The sequence below is a fragment of the Elizabethkingia sp. YR214 genome (genome assembly GCF_003058195.1).
Classification (GTDB): Bacteria; Bacteroidota; Bacteroidia; order Flavobacteriales; family Weeksellaceae; genus Elizabethkingia.
Map to the genome: position 1 here is coordinate 148047 of NZ_QBUH01000006.1, position 25518 is coordinate 173564.

Consider the following 25518-nt stretch of genomic DNA (forward strand, 5'->3'; position numbering starts at 1 on the left):
TCCTTTTCGTTTCCAATTCCCCTAATGTATTTAAAAAATAAAAAAGAACCTCTGGTATAGAGGTTCTCATATTCCATATTTAGAATGAATTATTATTTATCATAATTTTTCATCACATATTCAAAATAGTGAATCATCCGCATATAATTTTCTATACTTATATATTCATTGGTACTATGAATACTTTGTTGCTCAGCATGATTAATTTTAAACGGGATAAATCTGTAAATATTCTTACTAACAATCTGGTATTTATAAGCATCTGTACCCCCCACTGTAAGATAAGGAGAAACTAAAGCTTCCGGATACAGTTCTTTAATCCCTGACTCTATAACTTTATAAGCTTTAGTTTTTGTAGAAGATACTGCTGATGCTTCTCTTGTGTTATCTACTTCCTCTACTTCCACATCAAATCCTTTGGTAGCCTTGGCAATATGATCTTTAACATCTTTTACTGTATTTCCGGGAAGCAATCTGAAATTCACTACAAATTCTACCTCCGGGGAAAGCACATTAGTACCATCACTTCCCTTCATCATCGTAAGCGCAGTGGTCGTACGCACCAATGCATTAGTAGAATTATTCTTAGTAAGCTGAGACAACAGAACAGGATTTAGTAACCAACGATTGGCAATAGCCATACGATTGGTAAAAGGCATTGCTCCACCAACATTATCAAAAAATTCTTGTATCAATGGGGTAATCATTGGTTTCATCTGATCATCTTCCAATCGCTGCATAATAACAGCAGCTTTTCCAATCGCACTTTCCATAGGTGGCATAGAAGAGTGTCCTCCCAATCCTTTTACTTTTATTCTGGCAGAAAGAAAGCCTTTCTCGGCACATCCTATTAATGCCACATCTGAATTGATTCCGGATATACTTCCTTTTTCTACGATAATTCCTCCTTCATCGTAAACAGCATCAAACTCCAATCCTTTTGATTTAAAATATTCTGCAATCTTTACGGCTCCTTTTCTTCCGCCTACTTCTTCATCAAATCCAAAGGCAAGATAAATATCCCGTTGTGGCACGTGCTTTTCTTTAATAAGTGTGGTCAAAGACTCCATTAAAGAGAATAACATTCCTTTCATGTCCAACGCGCCTCTTCCATAAATACGTCCGTTTGCTACAGCTCCCGAAAAAGGTGCATAATCCCAGTCCTCTGCAACTTCTTTTGGAGAAGGTGCGGGTTTATCCTGGGGTCTAAAGATATTTTCTTCTTTATTTTTAACATCTGCATCTCCTGGCGGAACCACATCCATATGGGAAAGAAACAGAATAGGTTGTAAACCAGAATTACTGCCTTTTAACTTAAATATCAATCCGTAACCATTTACTTCTTGGTATTCTGTATGTTCATAGATAAGAGGATAATTTTCTTTTAAATATTTTTTAAACAGGTCAAAACTTGTATAATCAAAGTCACCTAATTCTCCAGTAGAAATAGTCGGAATCTTTAAGCCTCCGGAAAATCGCAATATCGCCGAATCATTCTGTGGGATATTTACTGCGGTTTTGGTATTTACATCTACTTTCTTAAAAGGATAAGTATAAGTTTTTACCAATACAATTATAACCAGAAGGACAAGTACTGTTATAATGCCTAAAATAATTTTTTTCATATTATTTTAATTTTATTACTATCTATGGAATATTCAAAATTGATTTTTGTCAATTTAAGAAAAATAAATAATTATTCCTGTCATAGAGTGGGAATAATTATTAAAAAGTCAACAAAAAAAGGGAGCCGAATAGCTCCCCTCATATCTGAGAATATTAAATATTCATAACAGATTTAATCTTTACAAATCTGACTTGAAGTCATACAACGCATACTGCTTAAGCAGCAATAAGAATTTCCAGGGCAATAAAAATCCTCATTTCCGCAAGCCCGTCCGCCGGCAATAGCACTCTTTTGTTTTCTTGTTAACTTTTTCATAATAATATTTATTTAATTGGTTGTTAATTATTATTGTTTACTATGTAAAATAGAAACTATTGTTCTTCCATTAAGTCATCAATAAAATAGTAAATGTCTTCGCGCTCATATACACTTGGATATTTATACTTATTAACAATAAATATTGGCGTGAAATTCAATGAATGTTTATCGTTTTCCAATGTTTGAATTTCCAATGCATGAAGGAATGGCTGATTAATTTCTGCTTCTCCATAAGTTTTGAAGAATACATCATGATCTCTTTTTTCAAACCAAAAGTGCAATGCCTCTAAAAATTTTTTCTGATCTTTTAAATATATTTCATAAAGTTTGGACAAGAGCTTTTTAAAATTCTCATCAGCACGGAAATCCCGATAGTTAAATCTTATTTGTACTGAAATGTCTTCAGACTTATCCAATAACTTCTGGATAATTTCATGTCCTCCTTTACAAAAACCACAGTAAGGATTGGAAATTATTGCCATATGAAGCTTTCCAGCCGGATTACCAACAAAGAATAACTCTTTAGGATTATCAAAATTAATTGGCTCTTCTGCCTCTAATTCTCGTTTGAATAACTGGAAATTTCTTTTGAATCTTATATTCTTCATATGATTCTTCTTGAGCTCATCATATTTTAAATTCAAATTTTTAAAATAGTAAATAAGTCCAAAAATGCCTCCCATAAGTACCAATGAGATCAAAAATGGGTAGATATGATATCCGCTATTCAATTTCAGAAGACTCAATACAAATTGCCCTATAAGAATTGCAGCTATAAAAAGACATACTTTACAAAAAGCTTTCAGTACTACAGACTGCATATACAGAGAATATGCAACTACAAGTAAGGATATTGTACTAAGTACAAATAAAACAGTACCGGAAAAAGGAATAAATATACCTATGAAAAACAAGCTTAGAAAATAGATGAAACTATAATCCTGTAGTTTTAATCCAAATAAGCTAAAAGTGCCCGAACCAATCACTTTATCACAGGAAGAACGATTATCGGGCCCCTGACCTGCCCCGCCGCCACAAATATTACTAATAATGGCTGAAGTCTGTCCCAGGTCCTGAAAGAATAGCTCATAAGACAGCATAATACCTATAACGCTTAGAACATTAAAAGCACTGCTCCATAATGTATTAAATGGTAAGCTGATTAACAGAAACAAACCAATAAGTAAATAGAATATATTCTTTTTTTCTATTTTGTCTGATTTTTCCTGATGTTGATCATTCATGATCAATACAAAATTACCAACATTTTCTAGAAATTCTTTTTCAGAATAATGGTACTTTTTATCCGAAAACAAATCATAACCATCTTTTGTGCGATGTACCAATGTAAATTTACTCTGTTCATTCTGCTTTACTATAGCTACATACTTATCTGGAAGTTCTCCCCATATATCTTCTTCTATTTCGTAAGCATCATTCTCTATTCTGAAAAAATCCAGTGTATCACTCAAGGCTAGAGCCGATGGATAATCGGGATGCGAATTAAACTGAAAATAAAATTCTTCTTTATCGAGTTTTAACTGGTGTATTAGTTGATCAAAATTCATATCAATACTGTTGTGATTTTTAATTTATATTTTTTTGGTGTTTTTCTGGTGTTGTATGTTATTTAACTCTGGTAGCCTAATAACTTTCTGAATTGATAGAAGAAACGTTCTATCAGTCTGAGATCTTGTGTTACAATCTCTGCATTTCCTTTTAGTTCTTTATCAAAAGATAGTTTTTTGTTATAAGAGGTTATAAGTCCTTTAGGAAGACTTACATCAACGTAATATTTTCCATCTTTGTCCGGCACTGAGGACATATTCCGCACACGGCCCTCCACAATTCCGAATTCCTGGAACTGATAATTATCTAATTTTATTAAAACTTTTTGTCCCGGCTTAACTTTTCCGGAATTAGTTGAAGGGATTGTTAGCCTGCCTATCAGGGTTTCTCTTTCTTTAGGCATCACTGTAATAAGTATTTCCCCGGATTTTACAAACTGATGCTCTCCCAAATATTGCTGAAAGCTAACTGTTCCGTCCGCAGATGAAGTAAATAAATAGTTCTGCTCCCAGCTGTTAAGTGATTTTCTCAGCTGTTCAAACAATTGTATTGTTTGAGAAGAAAAGTTAACTTTATCTTTTTGTGCATTAATAGAAACTCCACTTCTGGTCTTTTGTATTCCGGAAATCCCTTCCTGTAGCTGTGAAATTGACATATTAACATTTTCCACACTTTGACCAGCCTGCAAGAGCTTAATTCTCTCCTGATCTAATTCTGATGCAGAAATTACTCCCTGGTTATATAATTGCTGTGATCTTTCAAATTCTTTTTTAGACAACTCATACTTAGCTTGCTCCAGCCTTTTCTGCTGTTGCAATGTCTGGATCCTGTTTCTGGATTCAGAAAGGCTTTGCTCTGCAGCTATATTATCCGGAGCATATGGTTGAAGACGTGTATAAAGTTGCTCTTCTGTAAGGGCTTTAGCAAAAGCATTATAATCCCCCTGAACTTCTCCCAGTTTGAATCCGGAAGTTTCTCCCAAAGGAAAATTATCTAGCTGTCTATTGTCTAAAGCACCTACTATATCCCGAAGTTTTAATACATCCTGATAGCGGGCTGTAGACTGAAGAATTAATAACTGTTGCCCTTTGGTAACCGCCTGATGATCTTTTACAAAAAGAGCTTCTATTTTACTATTGATTCTTGATTCTAATTTCTCTGGTGGATTCTGCGTAGAAATCACAACCTGAGATGGCACAAATTCGGGGTATTTAATGATGTAACTCATCAATAATATGAGTAACAAAATAATAAAAATAAGGGTATTTCCCCAGCGAATCATCCAGTGTGGCGGACGTGTTAGTATGTCCTGCACGCCTTCAGAACGCAATTCTATTTCGTCTAAAATATCTCTCTTTACTTCCATATAATAAAATTATGAATCCTTTTTGAAAAGGATTCATAATTATTTAGATTGAATACTTTTACTTATTCTTTATTAATATTCTGCTAATGAATACTAGGAAAGATTTCCCGGTACAGGAGCCATACAGATAGGCTGAGTTTTCAGTTTGTCAGGACAGAACTCATTACAAGGTGTTGGAATATGTTCACCTTTTACAATACAGATTCCCCATCCTTCTGGTAGAGGTTCTCCACCGCCTACGATTTCTTTAAGTACTTTTCTTTCGATCTTTTTCATAATAAAAATAATTTGGTTGTTTTATTTGGCTTATATTTTATTTTTAAGGGTTAGGAGCCCAACATGGACCATCATTTTCAGATTTTCTACATACACCTGATGGGCTATTCCATTCTAAAGCACAACATACAGTATTTCGTGGACAGTCAAGACCAGCACTGGGATTACATCCAATTCCTCCTGTAACAACCTTTAATTGATTTCTTACTAATTTTTTCATAATGTTTTAATTTGGTGATTTTTAATATTTAAGATTTTTTCTTTCTAGCTTTTTATAATATAAATCTGGAATAATTAATTAAAGCTCACAAAAATCAGGAATACCATTTCTGGAATTAATACAAGCTGCCATATTTCTGCAAAAAACTTCATCTTTACATGGACAATTATAAAAACCGCCTGGCTCAGGAAGCTCTAATGGTGGAACTAAATGATCTTGGCATGCATCATCAAAGCCATTTCCAACAAGCTTTTTTAATTCTTTTCTTTCAAGTTTTTTCATATTGAATATATTTAATTTGGTTAAATTTAGTAGACTTAGATTTCACAAAAATCAGGAATACCATTTGCTGAAACTGTTATACAAGCTCCCATATTTCTACAAAATACCTGGGTATTACAAGGGCAGTCATAGTAACCTCCTTCTTCCGGAAGCTGATCCCCCGGGACAAGATGATTGTTACATACTTTAAAACCGCTTCCAGAGAAACTTTTCAACTCTTTTCTTTCTAGTTTTTTCATAATAAATATTTATTGATTAGTAAATCTAATATAAGATTTTTCACACTATGTTGAAAAAATATTTATCAATATTTCATTATTTATAGTACTAATCAATAATTCCTTAATTATATAATAATCTTAAAAAGATAAATTCTAATAATCCAAGTACTTCTTCGACATGCTTATATAATTGCACCCAGTAAAATTGAAAAGCCTAATTCAAATAGGCCTTTCAAATATTTCAATCCGAAAATTAACTATGGAAGCCAACATTCAGCAGGTTCACTACCTATAGCGTAACACAATCCGCTATATCCCTGAAATCTTGCACAACAAGTAAAACCGTCTTCACAGTTAAACCCTGCGCTTGGTCTGCAAATTCCTTTTCCTCCTTGAACTTCTTTCAGTTGATTTCTAATTAATTTTTTCATAATAAATATTTTATTGATTAGTAAATCTAATATAAGATTTTTCACACTATGTTGAAAAAATATTTATCAATAATTCTTAATTACCAAGCTCTAATTGGTTTTTCACTAATCGGTAATATTCCCCCTTTAATGCAACTAATTCGGAATGGCTACCTTCTTCTACCACTTTACCTTTATCCAATACAATAATCTTATCCGCATGCTTTACAGTTGATAATCTGTGAGCAATAACAATAGCTGTTTTTCCTTTAAAAAACTGTTCCAGATTTTCCATAATAACCTTCTCATTGTTAGCATCAAGGGCACTGGTAGCCTCATCAAAAAAGATATATTCCGGAGATTTATAAACTGCACGGGCAATAAACAATCGCTGCTTTTGTCCACCACTTACACCAATCCCCTCATTTCCTATTTTAGTATTATAACTTAGCGGAAGTCCTTCAATAAATTCTTTAATATTAGCAATATCAACTGCTTTCCGAAGTTTTTGCTTATCAATATAATCTTCACCTACAGCAATATTATTAGCTATAGTATCATTGAACACATAACCTTCCTGCATAACAACACCACAATGATCCCTCCAGAAACGTGGTGAAACATTCTTTAGTGGAGTATTACCTATTCTGAGCTCGCCTTCCTGTGGTTCATAAAATTTCATCAACAATTTTAGCAATGTTGTCTTTCCGCTTCCACTGGCTCCAACAATTGCAGTTGTCTTCTGATAAGGAATACTCAGATTGAGATGTTCGAAAACATAAGCGTCTGAACCTACATAACGGAAAGAAAGATCTCTAACTTCAATATCCTGTTGGGGTATCTCGCTCGCATATTGTTCTTCTGCATTCTCTTCATCTTCTTTATCATGAATTTCGCCCAAACGTTCTAATGATATTTTCGCATCCTGAGTCTGACGAATAAAATCAATAAGCTGCATCAACGGCCCGTTTAACTGTCCGATGATATACTGTACAGAAAGCATCATCCCCAGAGTTAAATTACCATCCAATACTAGTTTTGCAGATAAAAAGCTAACAAGAATATCTTTCATCTGATTGATGAAATTACCTCCTACAGATTGCCATTGCTCCAATGAAAGCGACTTGATACGAAGCTTGAATAACTTTACCTGCAGAAACTCCCATCCCCAACGCTTTTGCTTCTCGGCATTGTGCATTTTAATTTCCTGCATTCCGTTAACAAGCTCTATTACCTTACTTTGCTCCTGTGAGATCTGTGAAAATCTTTTATAATCAAGCTCTTTCCTTTTTTTCAGGAAGAAAGTAATCCAACCAATATAAAGAACAGCTCCTAAAAGATAAATCAGGAATAAACGGTAATCATAAAATAATAGTACAATACTAAATATAATAAGATTGACCAATGAAAATAGGGTATTGAGAGAAGAGTTGGTCAACAGCTGTTCAATACGATGGTGGTCATTTATCCGTTGCATGATATCTCCGGTCATCCTTGTATCAAAGAAACTAATTGGCAGCTTCATCAATTTGATAAAGAAATCGGAAATAATAGAAATATTAATCCTGGTAGAGAGGTGAAGCAAGATCCAGCTGCGGATAACTTCTATTCCCATTCTTCCAACGAAAAGCATTATCTGGGCTAATAAAACCAGATAAATAAAATTAATATCATGATTCTGAATTCCGACATCGACAATACTCTGTGTAAGGAACGGGAAAATAAGAGAAAGTAAACTCCCTGCCAAAAGCCCAACTGCCAGCTGCAAAATCAGATTTTTATACTTCAATAAGTATTTTGAAAGAAATTTAAAACTGGCTTTACTTTCTGTATCATCCCATTCGGTCTGATAAAAAGCAGGAGTAGTCTCCAGAATAAGAGCAATACCCTCTTCTGTTTTCTCATCTGCATTTTCTCCGATCCAGAATTTAATAAACTCTTCCCGTGTGTAGGTAATTAGTCCATAACTTGGATCAGAAACATATACTGTATAATCGTTTTTCTTTTTTTCAATTTTATAAACCACTACAAAGTGGTTTTTGTTCCAGTGAACAACACAAGGCAACGGAACTTCGGACGCTAGGTCCTCAAAATTAATCTGTACACCTAGTGTGCGGTATCCGAGATTTTCTGCAGCATCACTTAGCCCTAATAGACTACTTCCTTCACGTGTGGTTTCAGAAAGACCACGTATTTGTTGTAATGGTATGCTTTTTCCGTAATATTTACTTACAATCCGCAAACATGTAGGACCACAGTCCTTGGCATCAGGCTGCTTATAGAATGGAAATTTTTTCAATACTAATAATTTTTCACAAAATATAGAAAAAAGAGTGTATTAGACACTCTTTTATATAACAGTTTGGTGCTTCTAAAAGCCATATTATATATTAAACCTACTATTATATATAATATTAAGCTTAATTATAATATATGAATGTATTAATTAAATACAGGTTCTGCATTACAATACCCATACTTAGGAATAGAATCCAAAGGAATACAGAAAGATCCGTTACAACATGATTCACCAGGGCAACGAGGTAGTTCTCCTCCACATTGCTGACGACCTCCATTAATAGATCTCAGCTCTGATTTTTTCAACTTTTTCATTATATAATATTTTATTTGGTTGGTATACAAATATGATTTTTTCAAACGACATGCGCAAGTATTTTTACAAAATAACACCAAAAAGGGAAATATAATAATGCTCTTATATATTAATAATGTCGGCTAAAATTCTATATCGGTGTTTTTCAGCAACTCTGAATTACTTAAATTTGTATGTAATAAAAAAACATGGATAGTAATCACTTAGACAGTTACACTAAAGAAGAAAGAAAAGCTCATATTTTAAAAGAGATTAATCTGCATACACGTGTAAGTTTTGATACACTATCTAATCAACTTTTTGTTTCTGAGGATACCATCAGAAGAGACATCAATGAACTAGAGGCAGAATCGTTAATTATAAAAATAAAAGGTGGAGCTATGGCAAAAGCATACCATCACTCTTCTGCTACCACTCAAATCTATTCCGGCGAGGCTCAACAGATTATTGCTCAAAAAACGCTTGGATTATTACACGATGGTATGGTCTTGTTAATTGATGGAGGCGCTACAGTTCGAGAATTTATTCGTTTAATTCCGAATGATTTACAACTTACAATATTCACTGCTTCTGTAATCTCAGCTAGCGAATTACTGGACAAACCCAATATTAAAACAATTATGATAGGCGGCGCTATCTCCCCTTACAGCCAGATGTGTGTTAGTGGAGATGCTTATCACACATTGGGAAGTATAAAAGCAGATTTATTGATTCTGGGCACCAATGCACTAGATATAGAAGGAGGTATTTCGGATTCGGACTGGGATACTGTTCAGGTAAAAAAAATGATGATAAAAGCGTCTCAAAAAGTAGCTATTCTTACAATAACTGAAAAATTAAATACTGTATTAAAAATGAAAATTGTAGATCTATCCCAAGTAAATTATGTTATCACAGAAGCTGATTCTGGTGATGAGAGGCTGCAGTCTTACAAAAATGCAGTTCCAAGTCTTACATTTGTCTAAGCCCAATTCTTCATAGGAAAGTTTATCCAGTCCTGATGAAAAATATTTTTGGGGTTTCCATCATTATGGCTTCTTATTACATTTGAATAACAGCCCAGAAATGGACATGATATATTTCAATAAAATAATTACACCGCTATAAAACCTCGTCCGCATACTATAAAAACAGGATAATTGAAAGTACATTCAATATGCTTTTTTTTTCTTATTCTGATATTTAAAATAAACTCCCTATTTTTGTGCCGAAAACTAGTAGTTATACGACAGAGTGAATTTAAATGAAAAATATAAATTCATACATCTTATTATTTTTTCTGTCTCTTGTAAGTATTTTTAGTGATGACTGGACTAATTCCACTACTAAGAATATTTCGCATACATACGACAGTATTGTTGTTCACACCATTGATGTTGGTGAGGATACGGATAATAGTATACTGGTATCAGGCAGAACAATCCATGTTCTGAAAAAAGTATTCTACGACGACTCTTATTTTTACAGCCTTTTAACTCCTTCTAAAGTTGGTAAAAAGGTTTATGTTACGGATCTTCCGATCCACATCAAATGTTCAGTCAAATCCTTTTTACATTTACTCCAGTTATTTTAGCGGTAAGTGACTTATAATCAAATTTATAAAATTCACTTTTCAACTAAAATATTTAACAATGTATTTAAAACATGTAATAATCTGTATTGTTACAGTATTACTTATTGCTTCATGTAGTAAAGCCAAAGACACAGGCAACAAAGAAGTAAAAAATGTACCCGTATTAAAAATCACCAAAAAAGACACCTTAGTAAGCAACCAATTTGTAACCGATATTCAGGCAAAAAAGAATGTAGAAATTCATTCCAGAATTGCAGGAATTATGCAATATATTTCGGTTAATGAAGGTCAGTTTGTAAAGCAAGGTCAGCGACTTTTCAAGATTAACGATGCTGAATTACAAATGGAACTTTTAAAATCTAATGCCAGCCTGAAGCAGGCAGAAGCAGATGTTCGTATTGCCGAAGTAGAGGTTAAACAAATTCAGAGTCTTTACGATAAAAAGTTTGTTGCAGGGAACGAGCTGGAAATGGTAAAAGCAAAGCTATCTTCCGCAAAAGCAAAACGCGCATATGCAGATGCTGAGCGTAAAACTGTTTTACAAAAAATAAGTTTCACCAATATTGTTGCGCCTTTTGACGGCGTTATAGATGTTATACCATACAAAGAAGGAAGTTTGGTGGAAAACGGGTCCCTTCTAACAACATTATCTCAGCTGAACGAAATCTATGCTTATTTTTCTATTCCTGAAAACAAGTATTTTGAGATGCTGGCTAATGATAAAATTGGCGCTCACCAAAAAATTGAATTAATGCTTCCTAACGGAATTAAATACCAGTACAACGGAACATTAAGAACTGCGGAAGGTGAAATTGACAAGGCTACAGGATCTATCAGATACAAAGTATCTTTCCCGAATCCTGACCACCTCATCAAACATGGTACTTCCGGAAAGCTTATTATTTCGGAAAACCAACCGGATGCTATACTTATTCCGCAGAAGTCTACATTTTCTATTCAGGACAAAACCTATGTTTTTGTAGTTGATTCTCAGAATAAAGTCAAAATGAGACATATAAGTATCGGATCAACCCTCAGAGATTCTTATATTGTGGACAGCGGACTAAAATCCGGTGATATTATCGTTTATGAAGGCACACAGTCTTTAAGAGATGGTGAATCTATCAGTATAAAAAAGACTTATTAACATCCTTTCATAATCTGTAAAATCAACTAGCAATGGTAGAAATGTTTATCAGGCGAAAGGTTCTTTCGCTAGTAATCTCTATAATTATTGTTCTATTGGGAGTGATGGCTTTGTTAAAGTTACCCATCACTCAGTTTCCCGATATTGTACCTCCGTCTGTAACTGTTACAGCAAGATATACAGGTGCCAACGCCGAAGTATCTGCTAATGCAGTAGCCCTTCCACTGGAACGGGCCATCAACGGTGTACCGGGAATGACCTATATGTCCACTGTAACTTCCAATGACGGACTAACCCTTATTCAGGTTTTCTTTGAAGTCGGAATAGATCCCGATGTAGCTGCTGTTAACGTTCAGAACAGGGTAACAACTGTTCTCGACGAATTACCGGAAGAAGTTATCCGTGCCGGTGTTACAACCGAAAAGGAAGTAAACAGTATGCTGATGTACCTTAACATAACCAGTAAGGACGAAAGTCAGGATGAACAATTTATTTACAACTTTACGGACATCAATATTCTGCAGGAACTGAAACGTATCGATGGTGTAGGTCGTGCAGAAATTATGGGGCAGAAAGAATACTCCATGCGAGTATGGCTGGATCCTCAGAAAATGGCCGCATATCATATCTCAGCAGACGAAGTCATTACTTCTTTGCAAAAACAAAATATTGCAGCTGCGCCCGGAAAAGTAGGTGAAACATCCGGAAAGACTTCCAGCCAGCTACAATACGTTATAAAATATACCGGAAAATTCTACGATCCTAAACAGTATGAAGAAGTACCTATCCGCTCGGATGCTAACGGTACAATTCTGAAATTAAAGGATATTGCCAAAGTAGAATTTGGTGCTATGAACTACGGAATGGTATCCAAAACCGATGGAAGACCATCTGCATCTATTATGATGAAACAGCGTCCGGGCTCTAATGCTTCGGAAGTTATCAAAAACGTAAAAGCAAAAATGGCGGACCTGAAAGAGACTTCTTTCCCTCCGGGCATGGAATACAATATGGCCTATGATGTTTCCCGATTTTTGGATGCATCCATAGATTCTGTATTGCATACTTTAGTTGAAGCTTTTATCCTTGTAGGAATTGTAGTATTTATCTTCTTACAAGACTGGCGATCCACATTAATACCGGTTCTCGCGGTACCTGTTGCCTTAATCGGGACATTTGCATTTATGCAGACACTGGATTTCTCCATTAACTTACTAACGCTATTTGCACTTGTTCTGGCCATTGGTATTGTGGTGGATAATGCCATAGTAGTTGTTGAGGCCGTCCATGTTAAAATGGAAGAAGGCCTTAGCCCTCTGGATGCTACTATTACAGCAACAAAGGAAATTGCAGGTGCTGTAGTAGCGATTACAATTGTAATGTCCGCAGTATTTATTCCGGTTGCCTTTCTGGACGGGCCTGTAGGTGTATTCTACAGACAATTCTCACTGACACTGGCTATCAGTATTGTAATATCGGGGGTAAACGCACTAACGCTAACACCGGCTCTTTGTGCTATTATCCTGAAACCACACGACCACAATAAGAAAAAAAATATTGTGGATAAACTCTTCCAACGTTTTAACAATGGTTTTGATAAGCTTACAAATGGCTATACCAATATCCTTTCAAAATTCGCTACCCGAACAACGGTAACCTTCGGGTTGTTATTTTTGTTCATTGGCTTGACATGGGCGACATCCAAATTTCTACCGGGTGGGTTTATCCCAATGGAAGATCAGGGAATGGCTTATGTTAGTGTTACAACTCCACAAGGTGCAACTGTAGAAAGAACTGAAAAAGTTCTGGATGAAGTTACTGAGATTGCTAAAAAGATTGAGGGCGTAGAAAACGTAACGACTCTTGCCGGCTACAGCATTGTTACGGAAATTGCAGGAGCATCTTATGGTATGGCGATGATTAACCTGAAGGACTGGAAAGACCGAAATATTTCTGTTAATGAGTTTATTGCTGAATTATCGAAAAAAACCAAAGGTATATCCGATGCTCAGATCGAAATCTTTGCACCACCTACAGTTCCGGGATTTGGTAATACCAGTGGTTTCGAGCTACGTTTACTAGACCGTTCGGGCGGAGACATTGCCAATACAGACAAAGTCACCAAAGAATTTATCAAAAAGTTAAATGAAGCTCCTGAAATTCAGAACAGCTTCACCAGTTTCGATGCTACCTTCCCGCAATACATGATCCATATTGACTATGACATGGCGGCTAAAAAAGGAGTATCTGTGGACAATGCGATGTCTACCCTGCAGACTATGCTTGGATCCTATTATGCAACCAACTTTATTCGTTTTAGTCAGATGTATAAGGTAATGGTCCAGGCAAGTCCGGAACATCGTGATACACCGGAAAGTATTCTGAATCTGTATCTGAAAAATGACGTCGGGGAAATGGTTCCTTTTTCCACATTTATTACCATAGAACGTGTATACGGTCCGGAAGTTCTTACCCGTTACAACATGTATATGTCGGCAATGATCAATGGGGAACCGGCTGAAGGCTATAGTTCCGGAGATGCTATTGCAGCAGTAGAACGTGTAGCTGCAGAAACACTTCCGAGAGGTTTTGATATCGAATGGTCCGGTATGACCAGAGAAGAAATTTTATCCGGTAATCAGACGGTATATATCTTCGGAATATGTCTGCTATTCGTTTACCTTCTTCTTGCAGCACAGTATGAGAGCTTCTTGTTGCCAATGCCGGTATTACTAAGCTTACCAACAGGTATTTTCGGTTCTTATATTGCCTTGGTACTCGTCGGTCTGGATAATAATATCTACGCACAGGTGGCCCTTGTTATGCTGATCGGTTTGCTTGCTAAGAATGCCATTTTGATTGTAGAATTTGCCATAGCCCGAAATAAAGAAGGTTATGACATTATTCCTGCAGCCATCGAAGGAGCCCGTCAGCGTCTTCGTCCGATCCTGATGACATCTTTTGCTTTTATAGCTGGACTTATTCCACTATGTATTGCAACTGGTGCCGGTGCTACAGGAAACCGCTCCATTGGTATTGCAGCAGCAGGTGGTATGCTTATCGGTACTATTTTCGGACTGGTTATTATCCCCGGACTTTACATATTTTTTGCCAAACTAGAAAACAAGAAGAAAGATGAACAAAAGGCTTCATAGAATTATATACATCCCTCTTGTAGTACTGGGGCTACATTCATGTACTACGCCACAGGTATCCGATATAAAAAAAGCACCGGCATTACCCGTAAATATTCTGCCGACAGCAAAAGACCAGCAAGCGGAATTTAAACCGGTGAATATAAAAACTTATTTCAACGATCAGGCTTTAATCCAGCTTTATGATCAGGCTGTGAAGGCTAATCCCGATTTTCAGATTGCACAACAGCGCGTAGAAATTGCGAACAGTTTCCTCAGAAGATCGAAAATGGATTTACTGCCTTCTCTGGATATCGGCGCATCTGTGTCCGGAGATCATTATGGTAAATATACTATGGAAGGTGTTGGTAATTACGACACCAACCTTTCTCCTAATATCACAGATGAACAGAAGATCAATCGCGATTTCACCCCCAATTATTGGTTAGGTGCAAGAAGCAGCTGGGAAATAGATGCGTGGGGAAAGCTGAAAAATAAAAAGATAGCAGCCCAGAAAAGATATCTGGCTTCTACAGAAGGCCTGCGCTTGCTACAAGTAGAGCTGTTTACAGATATTGCCAATTTATATTATCAGTTGGTATCACTCGATCATAAACTGGCTATTTATAAACAAAATTATCAGCTACAACAAAGAGCTTTCGAAATTATTACCGCTCAGCGTGCGGTAGGTAAAGCAACTGAGCTGGCAGTACAACAGTTCAGGGCACAAAACAATAACTGGCTGGCTGAAGTTGAACATATTAAGGCCGAAATTGTAGCCGTGGAACAGGCTGTAATGACACTTACCGGATCTTACGGTGGTGAAGTAAAACGCAGCAAAGTACTAATAACAAGCAATATGGATATCCTAAATAAATCTATAGACGTAAAAAACATTATCCATTCCCGACCGGATGTTGCTTCAAATTACTATGTACTGGAAGCCACACATGCTGATGCAAAAGCAGCAAAGGCAGCATTCTATCCCCGTATAGATATTGGTGCAGGTGTAGGTTTCAATTCATTCTCAGCAGAAGTATTATTTAAGCCTAGTTCATTAGCAGCACAGCTTTTAGGCGGATTAGTTGTTCCAATATTCAATAAAGGGCAGCTAAAACATGAATTCAATGTTGCTGACAAAGAGCAGGAAATAGCTTTTCTAAATTATCAGAAGAGTATTACTACAGCATACAATGAGCTTCAGTCAATTTTAAAGCAAACCAAAATTTATGAAAAGGTTTTAAAGCTAAAATCTGAAGAAGTTGGATTTCTGGAAAGAGGTATAGAAGTATCTAATGACCTTTATGTTACCGGTTATGCCAATTATCTGGAACTAATCAACTCTCAGAAAAACAAATTACAGGCAGAATTAGATTTACTGGAATTTCAGCATCAGAATACCCGTAACAATGTTCTTTTATTCAAAGCACTTGGCGGAAATTTGGACGATTAAATAAGAAAGCAGCCTGAAAATTTCAGGCTGCTTTTTTTAAACAACAAACCCGTATGGTTATACGGATTTGTATTATAAATCATAGTGGTGAAAAATTTACTTTGATATGAAGAAACTATGATTTGGAAATATTAAATACTGTTTTTAATTACTTACCAAAGGTAACCAGGGAATTAATGAATAAAGAAAATATTCTACCAACAACCTTCCAGGCTCTATAAAAATTTTAATTATCATACCCTGGATTAGAGACTACCGGAGTTCCTGCTACATTAGTTTCTGACTGTGGAATAGGAAAAGCAATTTTATTGGTGCCTAAAATCCAATCCTTCGATGGATTTAATGCTCCGCTAGATTCCGTAAAAGGTAAATTATTCCCCCATCTCAATAAATCCCACATTCTGAAACCTTCTCCGGTTAATTCTCTCAATCTCTCATCTCTTATTAACTGCATATCTATATTTGTATAATCCGGAATGCCTCTATTCTTTGCAATCATATTAATGTAATCCAAAGCTTTTGAAGTATTTCCCCCATTTAGTTCTGCCTCTGCTCCATTTAGTAAAATTTCTTCCAGCCGGCATACTCTCACATTATCTATTCCCGATATATCTGAATATTTATAATCCATGAATCCACCATTGCCAGTTATTACAATCCCAGTTTTACGAATATCTCCAGGGGAATACTTGGCTATTGCAGCAGACTTCATTATCACATTTTTGTAAGCACCTTTGGAATTCAACATTGCATTAAGCCCCAGGTCCGGTCTTGCATTTGGCGTACCTATAAATAATTCGAAAATGGAGTTGGGAGATGCATTTTGTAAAGAAAAACTGGTAATGAATAAATCTTTTGCTACCACAGAATATTTATTGGAAGTTACAATATCACTTACCAAACTTCTGACTTTCCCCATATCATTTTTATACAGATAATATCTGGTCATAAGTCCTTTTACCGAAAGCGTATTCAGTTCGGTTTTATTAGCATATTTTTCCAGATTATTGTCTGCATAAAATTGCATTAGCTGCAATGCTTTGGTATAATCACTTTCTATCTGTACTCTGTTTTCAGTTAAACTACTTCTTGCCTTTACACCTTTAGGATCATATTGTAAGGGCATAACCACACCAAGACTTCCTCCGGAATATTGCTGTCCATATAACCTCATCAGATCAAAAATGGCAAATGCTCTGAGGGCATAGGCTTGTGCTTTCAAATAATCTACCTTATGCTGTACCTCAACCGGATCAGTAGATTTTGACCATTTCATTCCGGCATCCGGAGTATTGATTACAATATTTGTTTTTGCCAGTACTACATAAATGTTATTGTAGGTTCCACCAGCATTACCATTAGCAGAGGTCATTGTATTCGCCGCTACAGCATTGTAATAGCCAGATCCTCTATTGGAATACATTTCATCGCTTCGTATTTCACCATACATAATATAATCTGCACCATAGTAAGGCATTCCGATCATTGCTCCGTATATGCCATATACAAATGCCTGAAGTTCTTCTACAGTAGTAATGGTTTCTTGTTCTTTGCTCTGGTAAAATTGTGTCTCTACAAAATCATTACTACAGGATGAAAGTGCAAATACTGAACATATTATAAATATTATTTTTTTCATTTTTTTAGATTTTAGAGGTTAAAAATCAAGTGTAAAACCTATTACATAAGATTTAAGAACAGGAAGATTTAGATTTGTTAGTGCAGAAATTGCAGATTCCGGATCGAAAGCAAGATTATTATCAAAAGCCTTTGTCCATATATTATTACCCATTACATACACTGTAAAAGAATTAATGGGAGCTCCTTTAATAAAGTCACCCCGGAAGGTATACCCCAGTCTTACATTACTCAAACGCAAATAATCTGCCTTGTATAAAAATCTGGTCGACGCCTGGTTGGCATTTACTCCACCATCATAAGGTTTAGGGTTAGCTGCATTAGGGTTCTGCGGAGTCCAGTAATCTAACTGAGAAGCATACCCCGGATAATATAAAGTATATGCTCCGTCACTTAATGTATAAAAGGCCCAGTTATCAAATACTTTTGCTCCGAAACTATAGGTAAGTCTGGCATTCAAACTGAATCCTTTATAGCTGACATTGAGTCCTGCCCCACCAAATATTTTTGCAAAAGGAGAGCCCTGCACGGCTCTTTTAGCCTGATTCCAGTCATTAGTTGTGGCTCCATCTACTCCGTTTATATACCATAAAGGATCTCCATTTGAAGGATCTACACCCGCCCATTTACGCATAAAGAATGAGCCTACTATTTCGCCTTCCCGCATAATACTGAGACCATTAATAATATCTTTCCCGCCATACAGACTTGTAATCTTATTATCCAACGTAGAAAGGTTGGCATCAAAACTTAATCCCAGGTCATCATTGCTTTTAGCTCTTAGTATAGTTGCATCTACACTAAATTCCATTCCTTTATTTACCAAATTTCCAATATTCCTGTCATAACTTCCCAATCCATGCGAGTTGGACAATGGAACACTAAACACCAGATCTTCTGTTTTCTTATTAAAATATTCTGCCGTTACCTTTATTCTGTCTTTTAATAAGCCTACATCCACACCGATATTAAAAGGCTTTACTGTTTCCCATTTCAGATCCGGATTATACACTCCCGCATATACTGCACCTGCATTGTCATTATAATTCAGTCCAAATGAATAAGTAGCGTATGGTGTACTGGTAATTGTATTACCTAGTTTCCCGTATGAACTCCTCAACTTAATTGCGGAAAATGTATTGGAATCTTTTAAGAAAATTTCGGCTACATCCACACTAGCTCCTACAGAATAAAAATTACCGGCTTTTTTACCCGGCATAAAATTGGACAGGGCATCCCTTCTGTAAGAAGCATCCAGATTGAAAATCTGTTTATAATTATAATTGATTTGTGCGGCATAACCTGCTCTGCTGGTCACGGCTTTTGTTCCTCCTACCGAATTGGGTTTTATAAAATTATCCAGTGTTTGAAATCTTTGCAGGGCAACAACTGAACCTACAGCGTTTATATTCCTGCCATTTGTTTTATAAGCCTCCTGAATAACTCTGGCTACAAAATTATGATTTGTTCCTACTTTAAAATTGTACTCCAGTATATTCTGAATATTAAAGTTAAAGAACCTCCTGGTATTAGCCGAAAGTTGGCCTTTGTAGCTATAACCATCACCATGCAACGGGCTCAGATACTGATCTTCCTCTACTACAATATATTCCGGAGCAAAGACAAACCTGTAGCTCAGATTTGGAATAATTTTATAATTCACTCCAAGATTAGCAAAAACCCTTGTTGTATTGGCTCTGTTATAGTTCATATCCTGAAGTGCTGCTGCATTAAAATTTCCTGATGGAAGCTGATTATCTATTCCCAAATACCAGCTTCCGTCGGGGTTTCTTACCGGATCTATTGGTAAATTAAAATACTGGGCAATCAGCGGATTGGAAAAAGCTCCGCCATTTGCTACTGTATTAATAACACCATTAGAAAAATTGAAGTCAGTTGCAATATTCAGGCGTTCAGTTGCTTTATACTCCAATTTTGTAGAGGCTGTAAGTCTTTTAAAATCACTCGCTTTATAAACACTTTCCTGTGTAAAATAATTGAAAGACGAATAGTACTTAAATTTATCTGTGCCGCCTGAAGCTGAAAAGTTAAGATCTTCCTGTACAGCTGAAGTTCGGGATAGTTCTTTGTTCCAGTCGGTATTATATCCCATATAAGCTGCTTTTCCAAGAATATCTATATTAGGATCGGTAATAGCTTTATAAGCATCTTCTTTAGTTGGGAAATCATTGCTATATGTATTAGTTACAATCTGAGAAGCCAGATCCAGCCATTGTTCTTTGCTCAAAGTACCTGGCTGCTTATACGCTATTTTATTAATTCCGAAGTTTTTATGAAAACTAAATCTTGGTTTGCCGGATTTACCGGATTTTGTTGTGATTAGAATAACACCAGCTCCTGAATCTGCTCCGTATAATGAAGTGGAAACAGCATCTTTTAGTACTGTCAGGGATTCTATATCATCACTGTTCAGATTCGCAAGTATATTAGCGGTTGTATTTAGTGCTGTAAGGTCTCCAGAAGATATTCTTACTCCATCCACAATATAAATTGGGGAAACACCACCATTCACAGAGGTAATTCCCCGTACCCGAACATTGGTGGCGCCTCCCGGTTGCCCGGATGCAGATCCTGTCTGAACTCCGGATACTCGTCCCATCATCATTTTATCTACAGAAGCTACAGGAACTTTTTCTATCTTATCTGCTTTCATAGTAGAGACAGACCCGGTTACCTCCTTCACACTTTTCTTCTGTCCAAAACCAACCATTACTACTTCCTCTATTTCTTTGGTTTTCACAGTATCTTTTCTTTGCTGTGCAATGAGCAGATCTTGTCCTATAAAAAAGACAACACCTGCACTTAATAGCTTTAAACAATTTTTCATAACTCTTGATTTTTCAACTGATTACTAATCAAAATTCAAAAATTGTTAAAGTCTAAAGAAAATATATCTACCAACTCAATGTTGTAGTCTATATAAAATAATAACATCCCTCTGGAGGATGTTATTGGTAGTCTTTACTTTTTATTTCAGTATTTATACAGTACTTGTTTTTAGATTCTTTAATACTAAACTTTATAAATCGATTAATGGTTTATACGTCCGTCCGACAGGCAGCTTCTTACCATTAATCTGTATCTCATTAGCTGACTTTATCTCAATTTTGGATTTTGAAATAATATAAGACTTGTGAATTCTGACAAACGCCAATTTATCTAGACTTTCTTCTATTTTGCTTATCGGCATTTTTACAATAAAAGTTTCATTCTTTGTATGAATATTGATATATTCTCTCAGGCTTTCTATATAAAATATATCCTGCAAAAATATTTTAACCTGTTTTTTCCCGATGCTGATGTAAATAAAATCCCGGTCAGCAATTTCCAACATAGCTTCTTCTGCTTCCATCAGATATTTGAATTTGTCTGCAGCAGTAGTAAAGCGACTATATGGGATAGGCTTCATAAGATAATCGACTACATCCAGTTCAAAACCTTCTAATGCATACTGATGGTAGGCCGTTGTGACAATTACAAATGGAGGATTCTTTAGTTTTTTCAGAAAATCAAATCCTTTTACTACCGGAAGGTGCAAATCCAGAAACATCAGATCTACATGATGTATACTCAAAAGACTGCTTGCATATACTGCATCCGCACATTTACCTACCAAATGAAGTTTTTCGTCCTGAACAATAAAACTTTCCAGAATTTCGGCAGCCAAAGGTTCGTCTTCTACGATAATACAGTTGTATTTTCTATTTTTAGGATTCATAGCTAAAATCAATTGTAAGCTGTACTTTATATATATCGTTGCTATTTTCTACCAAAAGGCTATGTTGTGGATACAGCAATTCCAGTTGCCTGCTTATATTCCGCAAACCTATACGGGTAGAATCTTCTCTTATTCGCTCTTCTTTGGAGTTTTCTATACCAAACTGCAAAATTTTCTTTTTTAACTGAAGATTTATCCTGATAAAAGAATTTCCAATGCTTTCGGATGCACCATGCTTAAAAGCATTCTCCACAAACTGTATCAGAATTAGTGGTGATATTTCTTGCGACAAATTATCTATATCTTCATAAAACTGGATATTTAGATTATGATAACGTATTTTTTGTATCTGAATAAAGTCTTTCATGTTTTCCACATCTTTTCCGATCGGGATCTTACTTTGGGCAGCTTCATATATATTATACCGCATAATTTTCGACAACTGTAATATAACATCCGGTGTTTCATCGGCTTTTTTCAATGCCAGCCCATAAATATTATTCAGAGAGTTGAAAAGAAAATGAGGATTAATCTGTGCTTTCAGCATTTTTAATTCATGATCTAGTTTTTCCGCTTTGAGATCAGAGACTTGTTTATTCAGAATCATTTTCTGGCGTGCCGTTTCTATCCCGAAGAATAATCCTACCATAAACATAAGATCCATCAATGTATTCAATATCCCGTACATATTAAACCTGTCCATAGGCTTGGTCCCGTCCACCATTTCTGTAATATGATAAATATAAGGATAGAGAATATCATGACAGTAAAATCGGTGTACAGCAATTGCTGTCAGAAATATAATGATGTAAAGAAAGTATTTGAAAGTCGATGAACGAATGATTTTATTTGATATATACAACAGCAGATAAGCCAGCGGAATTTTTATAATTAGGTAGCCAATTTCAAGTACCACCGAATTTTTCAAACGGAGATACCATTCCAGCTTTGGAAACTGGTACCTGGACCAAAGAAAATCCAGATAAACTTCCAGAAAATAATACAGCAGCCAGAAGATAAGATGGATTCTGATTGCGCTATACTTGTTCTTTTGCATTATACCTATATATTGAAACTGCAAAATACTGATTTTTAAAATCCTGGATGAAATTTTGGTATACAAAATACCAGGTAACGTCTACCAACAACTTTATTTTTTAAACAAACTTTTAATTCCATCGGGAAACATAAGACTAAGCAAACAAATGATAAGTAAAAAATTAAATTCCATACCATTCCTTCCACCGCCTACTACAAACCATCCTTCCCGGGCATGAATGAGAATAATCCCCATTACTAAAATGATAATATTACTTATTCCTATAACCTTTAGCCATTTATTCAGTAACAATAAAGGAACTGAAACAAGATGCGTAAGTTTAATAATCCACGCCAGATAAATACCAAATGGCGCAAATCCTACATGATCAAGATAATTTCTCCCGAAATGATTGACATCACCAGAAAATATTGACATCGCACTATGTGCAAGAAGTATAACTGCCAACCCAAAACGCAGCAAAAATGTGTTAGTCATTTTTATTTTCAAATTTCAAGAAAATTTTATTCGCAAGCACTTATCCGGTATCAACAGCAAACTTTCATCTACATAAAAAATATAAAAACTTCTTAATAATAGTTAAAGTTTAAAATCTGGTGAAACTTTTTTCACTATACGGTGTCATATAATTAAAATACCATAGAAACATGTACAAATTTGGATGTATAACACTACTATCTTTATTGAGCATCAATGTTCGTGCTCAGTCCGTTATTACTGGAAATGTGAAAAATCAGGACAACAAAACAATCCCCTATTGTGCAATAGGAATAAAAGATTCTAAAACCGGAGCTATTACTGACGGGAGTGGAAACTACAAACTTGAGATTCCTGAGGAAGCGAAAAATAAGGAAATCATCTTCACGGCAGCCGGATATTCGGACAAAAGTATTCCTGCAAGCGAATTAAAAACCAACAGTAATATTGTGATGGAATACAAAGTTACTAACATTGAAGCTGTTGTGGTAGGCTCTAAGAAGCTGAAGGAGAAAATAATTGGTCAAAAGTCCCGCCCCTTTCTTACTTTTTCTAAAATGTTCGATCAGAATGTTCCTACTATAGAACAGGGCAATATTTTCACGGTTTATCAAAAAACCAGGCTGGCTGCTTACAATTTTTATATTATCCCAAGCTCAAAATTCGAACAGATAACGATGAAGCTTAATATTTACAGTGTAAAAAATAATGAGCCAGACCGTTCACTTTTACAGGAAAATATTATCTACAAAACCTCAACTACCAGGTGGCAAAAAATTGACCTTTCAGAGTATAAATTAAACTTTAACAATCTGGACAAAATAGCAGTCACTTTACAATTAGTAGATCATACAGCATTACCAGATGTCGGTTTTGTATTCGGTGTTTCTGCTAAAAAATCGCTTTCAAAAAATCTGCTTTTCAGATACCAAAGCCAGGGGAACTGGGAAGCAAGTGAAGGAAGCTTTATAACCAATCTCGACATTCGTTATGATAAAGCTAATGGAGAAAAGGATATTACTGAAGAACAGGAAACCGATAACAATAATGATTTAGATACTAAAGCTCTTATTAGTTATTATGAACATAAAAAAACTGCTCAGAAAACAGTATATGGAAAAAATAAAGAAGGAAAATATATAGATCTGAAAGATGCCAAAATATATTATGAAGAATATGGAAAAGGGCAGCCTTTGATCCTTTTGCATGGAAATAACGGAAGCATTTCTGATTTTTCTAAACAAATTCCTTTTTTTGCCAAGCATTATCGCGTGATTGCTATAGATACAAGGGGTCAGGGAAGAAGTACAGATCTTACACAAGACGCCTATAGCTACGAAAAATTTGCCTCAGATTTGTATCAGGTTACCAAAAGTCTTAATCTGGAACAGGTTGATATTATTGGCTGGAGCGATGGGGGTAATACTGCCATAATCTTTAATTATGAACATCCAGAAATGGTTAACCGTATTGTTACTATTGGTGCCAATATGAATCCTGCAGGTGTAAAAGAAACATTAATTGAGCAATTCAAAAAACAAACAACTGCTGATGATCCTAAGACTAATCAGCGACTGGTAAAACTTATGCTGAATCATCCGGATATTAAATCCAATCAGTTGAGTGTTATTACCAACCCTGTTTTGGTGGTTGCGGGAAGTGATGATGTAATTAAAGATGAACATACCAGACTTATCCACAAACTTATCCGTAATTCAGAGCTGGCTATTATCCCCAATGCAACACATTATGTTCCGTTTGAACAGCCAGAGAAGTTGAACGAACTAATGCTAAATTTCTTAAAAAATAAATCCTAATGTTATAATCTATAATAGAAGCAAATGTTTATATATTGATTCATCCGGAAAATACTGAATTCTGAAAATATTATTTCCAGAATTCATCATGATAGATATCGGCTTCCGTCTCATGGATAGCATCCAGAGTTTTTCCTATTTTTTCCAATGCCGAAGTATCCAGAATTTTTTCCAGATGAGGAAACCACGTCCGCTCTTCGAAGCGGATGTGTTGTTCCAGTGCATCAGCAAAATTTGTTAATAACTCAGTATTTACAGATAATTCAATATCAGCAATAAGCGCTCTGATCTGTTGGTGTTCTTTTCTGATCTGATCAGCAAATTCATCATCAGCATAAGGAAATAATATTTTCTCTTCCTCCCGAAAGTGTTCCTCCAAATGTGAGTTCCAGAAATAGCTCACATAATCCTTTATACGTTCGGGTGGAATATCTTTCTTCAATCCCTGGCGTATCTTCCATGCACACAATAATCCAAAATGGTGATCACGTGATAGTAATACAATATTTTCATTTCGTTTCATCATTTCATTTTTTATAAAAAATCTTCAGAGTACATGTGCTCTGAAGATTTGCAT

The 25518-nt window shown here is 35.5% G+C and carries 21 protein-coding genes; 6 read left to right on the forward strand and 15 right to left on the reverse strand.

Features of this window, described 5'->3' with window-relative positions:
• Positions 1 to 92 precede the first annotated feature (92 nt).
• The 9 genes from C8J95_RS13535 to C8J95_RS18700 form a co-directional block, all read right to left on the reverse strand.
• Complete coding sequence (locus C8J95_RS13535) at positions 93 to 1625, reverse strand: M20/M25/M40 family metallo-hydrolase (RefSeq protein ID WP_107809165.1); 1533 nt, start codon at positions 1623 to 1625, stop codon at positions 93 to 95.
• A gap of 373 nt (positions 1626 to 1998) precedes the next feature.
• Positions 1999 to 3513 (reverse strand): vitamin K epoxide reductase family protein, encoded by a 1515-nt coding sequence (locus C8J95_RS13540; RefSeq protein WP_107809164.1) that lies wholly within the window; start codon positions 3511 to 3513, stop codon positions 1999 to 2001.
• 62 nt (positions 3514 to 3575) lie between these two features.
• Entirely contained in the window at positions 3576 to 4880 is a 1305-nt protein-coding gene (locus C8J95_RS13545; protein WP_107809163.1) for an HlyD family secretion protein, read from the reverse strand.
• A gap of 93 nt (positions 4881 to 4973) precedes the next feature.
• Positions 4974 to 5156 (reverse strand): hypothetical protein, encoded by a 183-nt coding sequence (locus tag C8J95_RS13550; protein ID WP_107809162.1) that lies wholly within the window; start codon positions 5154 to 5156, stop codon positions 4974 to 4976.
• Between the two features lie 43 nt (positions 5157 to 5199).
• Complete coding sequence (locus C8J95_RS18695; protein ID WP_158267947.1) at positions 5200 to 5376, reverse strand: hypothetical protein; 177 nt, start codon at positions 5374 to 5376, stop codon at positions 5200 to 5202.
• A gap of 78 nt (positions 5377 to 5454) precedes the next feature.
• Entirely contained in the window at positions 5455 to 5658 is a 204-nt protein-coding gene (locus C8J95_RS13555) for a hypothetical protein (protein WP_078720749.1), read from the reverse strand.
• 35 nt (positions 5659 to 5693) lie between these two features.
• Positions 5694 to 5897, reverse strand: a complete 204-nt coding sequence (locus C8J95_RS13560) for a hypothetical protein (protein ID WP_107809161.1) — start codon at positions 5895 to 5897, stop codon at positions 5694 to 5696.
• Positions 5898 to 6386: 489 nt separating this feature from the next.
• On the reverse strand, positions 6387 to 8588 hold the full coding sequence (locus C8J95_RS13570; RefSeq protein ID WP_107809159.1) for a peptidase domain-containing ABC transporter: 2202 nt from the start codon (positions 8586 to 8588) through the stop codon (positions 6387 to 6389).
• A 143-nt stretch (positions 8589 to 8731) separates the two neighbouring features.
• A complete protein-coding gene (locus tag C8J95_RS18700) occupies positions 8732 to 8902 on the reverse strand; it encodes a hypothetical protein (protein ID WP_158267946.1) in 171 nt (56 codons plus the stop codon).
• A gap of 189 nt (positions 8903 to 9091) precedes the next feature.
• Between C8J95_RS18700 and C8J95_RS13575 the strand changes: the two genes are divergently transcribed.
• The 5 genes from C8J95_RS13575 (at position 9092) to C8J95_RS13595 (ending at position 16210) form a co-directional block, all read left to right on the forward strand.
• On the forward strand, positions 9092 to 9868 hold the full coding sequence (locus C8J95_RS13575) for a DeoR/GlpR family DNA-binding transcription regulator (RefSeq protein WP_107809158.1): 777 nt from the start codon (positions 9092 to 9094) through the stop codon (positions 9866 to 9868).
• A 278-nt stretch (positions 9869 to 10146) separates the two neighbouring features.
• A complete protein-coding gene (locus tag C8J95_RS13580) occupies positions 10147 to 10476 on the forward strand; it encodes a hypothetical protein (protein ID WP_107809157.1) in 330 nt (109 codons plus the stop codon).
• Between the two features lie 58 nt (positions 10477 to 10534).
• The gene (locus C8J95_RS13585; RefSeq protein WP_107809156.1) at positions 10535 to 11623 is read left to right on the forward strand and encodes an efflux RND transporter periplasmic adaptor subunit; all 1089 of its coding nucleotides are present in this window, start codon (positions 10535 to 10537) and stop codon (positions 11621 to 11623) included.
• 32 nt (positions 11624 to 11655) lie between these two features.
• Entirely contained in the window at positions 11656 to 14778 is a 3123-nt protein-coding gene (locus C8J95_RS13590; RefSeq protein ID WP_107809155.1) for an efflux RND transporter permease subunit, read from the forward strand.
• Positions 14759 to 16210: a TolC family protein gene (locus C8J95_RS13595; protein ID WP_107809154.1), complete on the forward strand. Its 1452-nt coding sequence runs from the start codon at positions 14759 to 14761 to the stop codon at positions 16208 to 16210. The genes C8J95_RS13590 and C8J95_RS13595 overlap by 20 nt, the downstream gene beginning before the upstream one ends.
• 226 nt (positions 16211 to 16436) lie before the next feature.
• On the opposite strand, the gene C8J95_RS13600 is transcribed toward C8J95_RS13595, so the two are convergent.
• The 5 genes from C8J95_RS13600 to C8J95_RS13620 all read right to left on the reverse strand — a co-directional run bounded on the left by C8J95_RS13600 (position 16437) and on the right by C8J95_RS13620 (position 23124).
• On the reverse strand, positions 16437 to 17849 hold the full coding sequence (locus C8J95_RS13600) for a RagB/SusD family nutrient uptake outer membrane protein (protein WP_107809153.1): 1413 nt from the start codon (positions 17847 to 17849) through the stop codon (positions 16437 to 16439).
• Positions 17850 to 17867: 18 nt separating this feature from the next.
• A complete protein-coding gene (locus C8J95_RS13605) occupies positions 17868 to 20696 on the reverse strand; it encodes a SusC/RagA family TonB-linked outer membrane protein (RefSeq protein ID WP_107809152.1) in 2829 nt (942 codons plus the stop codon).
• Between the two features lie 192 nt (positions 20697 to 20888).
• On the reverse strand, positions 20889 to 21587 hold the full coding sequence (locus tag C8J95_RS13610) for a LytTR family DNA-binding domain-containing protein (RefSeq protein ID WP_107809151.1): 699 nt from the start codon (positions 21585 to 21587) through the stop codon (positions 20889 to 20891).
• Positions 21577 to 22644, reverse strand: coding sequence for a sensor histidine kinase (locus tag C8J95_RS13615; RefSeq protein ID WP_107809150.1), 1068 nt, complete (start codon positions 22642 to 22644; stop codon positions 21577 to 21579). Before C8J95_RS13615 ends, C8J95_RS13610 begins: the two co-directional genes overlap by 11 nt.
• A 93-nt stretch (positions 22645 to 22737) precedes the next feature.
• A complete protein-coding gene (locus tag C8J95_RS13620; protein WP_107809149.1) occupies positions 22738 to 23124 on the reverse strand; it encodes a DoxX family protein in 387 nt (128 codons plus the stop codon).
• 170 nt (positions 23125 to 23294) lie between these two features.
• On the opposite strand from C8J95_RS13620, the gene C8J95_RS13625 reads away from it, so the two are divergent.
• On the forward strand, positions 23295 to 24941 hold the full coding sequence (locus C8J95_RS13625; RefSeq protein ID WP_107809148.1) for an alpha/beta fold hydrolase: 1647 nt from the start codon (positions 23295 to 23297) through the stop codon (positions 24939 to 24941).
• A gap of 70 nt (positions 24942 to 25011) precedes the next feature.
• Here the strand turns inward: C8J95_RS13625 and C8J95_RS13630 are convergent, their stop codons facing one another.
• Positions 25012 to 25464, reverse strand: coding sequence for a hemerythrin domain-containing protein (locus tag C8J95_RS13630; RefSeq protein WP_107809147.1), 453 nt, complete (start codon positions 25462 to 25464; stop codon positions 25012 to 25014).
• Positions 25465 to 25518: the final 54 nt, after the last annotated feature.

Coding starts and splice junctions, on each gene's coding strand:
- C8J95_RS13630 (WP_107809147.1), bottom strand. CDS start 25,464: ATGAAACGAAATGAAAATATTGTATTACTATCACGTGATCACCATTTT.
- C8J95_RS13625 (WP_107809148.1), top strand. CDS start 23,295: ATGTACAAATTTGGATGTATAACACTACTATCTTTATTGAGCATCAAT.
- C8J95_RS18700 (WP_158267946.1), bottom strand. CDS start 8,902: ATGAAAAAGTTGAAAAAATCAGAGCTGAGATCTATTAATGGAGGTCGT.
- C8J95_RS13545 (WP_107809163.1), bottom strand. CDS start 4,880: ATGGAAGTAAAGAGAGATATTTTAGACGAAATAGAATTGCGTTCTGAA.
- C8J95_RS13610 (WP_107809151.1), bottom strand. CDS start 21,587: ATGAATCCTAAAAATAGAAAATACAACTGTATTATCGTAGAAGACGAA.
- C8J95_RS13555 (WP_078720749.1), bottom strand. CDS start 5,658: ATGAAAAAACTTGAAAGAAAAGAATTAAAAAAGCTTGTTGGAAATGGC.
- C8J95_RS13560 (WP_107809161.1), bottom strand. CDS start 5,897: ATGAAAAAACTAGAAAGAAAAGAGTTGAAAAGTTTCTCTGGAAGCGGT.
- C8J95_RS13620 (WP_107809149.1), bottom strand. CDS start 23,124: ATGACTAACACATTTTTGCTGCGTTTTGGGTTGGCAGTTATACTTCTT.
- C8J95_RS13575 (WP_107809158.1), top strand. CDS start 9,092: ATGGATAGTAATCACTTAGACAGTTACACTAAAGAAGAAAGAAAAGCT.
- C8J95_RS13580 (WP_107809157.1), top strand. CDS start 10,147: ATGAAAAATATAAATTCATACATCTTATTATTTTTTCTGTCTCTTGTA.
- C8J95_RS13540 (WP_107809164.1), bottom strand. CDS start 3,513: ATGAATTTTGATCAACTAATACACCAGTTAAAACTCGATAAAGAAGAA.
- C8J95_RS13600 (WP_107809153.1), bottom strand. CDS start 17,849: ATGAAAAAAATAATATTTATAATATGTTCAGTATTTGCACTTTCATCC.
- C8J95_RS13550 (WP_107809162.1), bottom strand. CDS start 5,156: ATGAAAAAGATCGAAAGAAAAGTACTTAAAGAAATCGTAGGCGGTGGA.
- C8J95_RS13535 (WP_107809165.1), bottom strand. CDS start 1,625: ATGAAAAAAATTATTTTAGGCATTATAACAGTACTTGTCCTTCTGGTT.
- C8J95_RS13615 (WP_107809150.1), bottom strand. CDS start 22,644: ATGCAAAAGAACAAGTATAGCGCAATCAGAATCCATCTTATCTTCTGG.
- C8J95_RS13585 (WP_107809156.1), top strand. CDS start 10,535: ATGTATTTAAAACATGTAATAATCTGTATTGTTACAGTATTACTTATT.
- C8J95_RS18695 (WP_158267947.1), bottom strand. CDS start 5,376: ATGAAAAAATTAGTAAGAAATCAATTAAAGGTTGTTACAGGAGGAATT.
- C8J95_RS13605 (WP_107809152.1), bottom strand. CDS start 20,696: ATGAAAAATTGTTTAAAGCTATTAAGTGCAGGTGTTGTCTTTTTTATA.
- C8J95_RS13595 (WP_107809154.1), top strand. CDS start 14,759: ATGAACAAAAGGCTTCATAGAATTATATACATCCCTCTTGTAGTACTG.
- C8J95_RS13590 (WP_107809155.1), top strand. CDS start 11,656: ATGGTAGAAATGTTTATCAGGCGAAAGGTTCTTTCGCTAGTAATCTCT.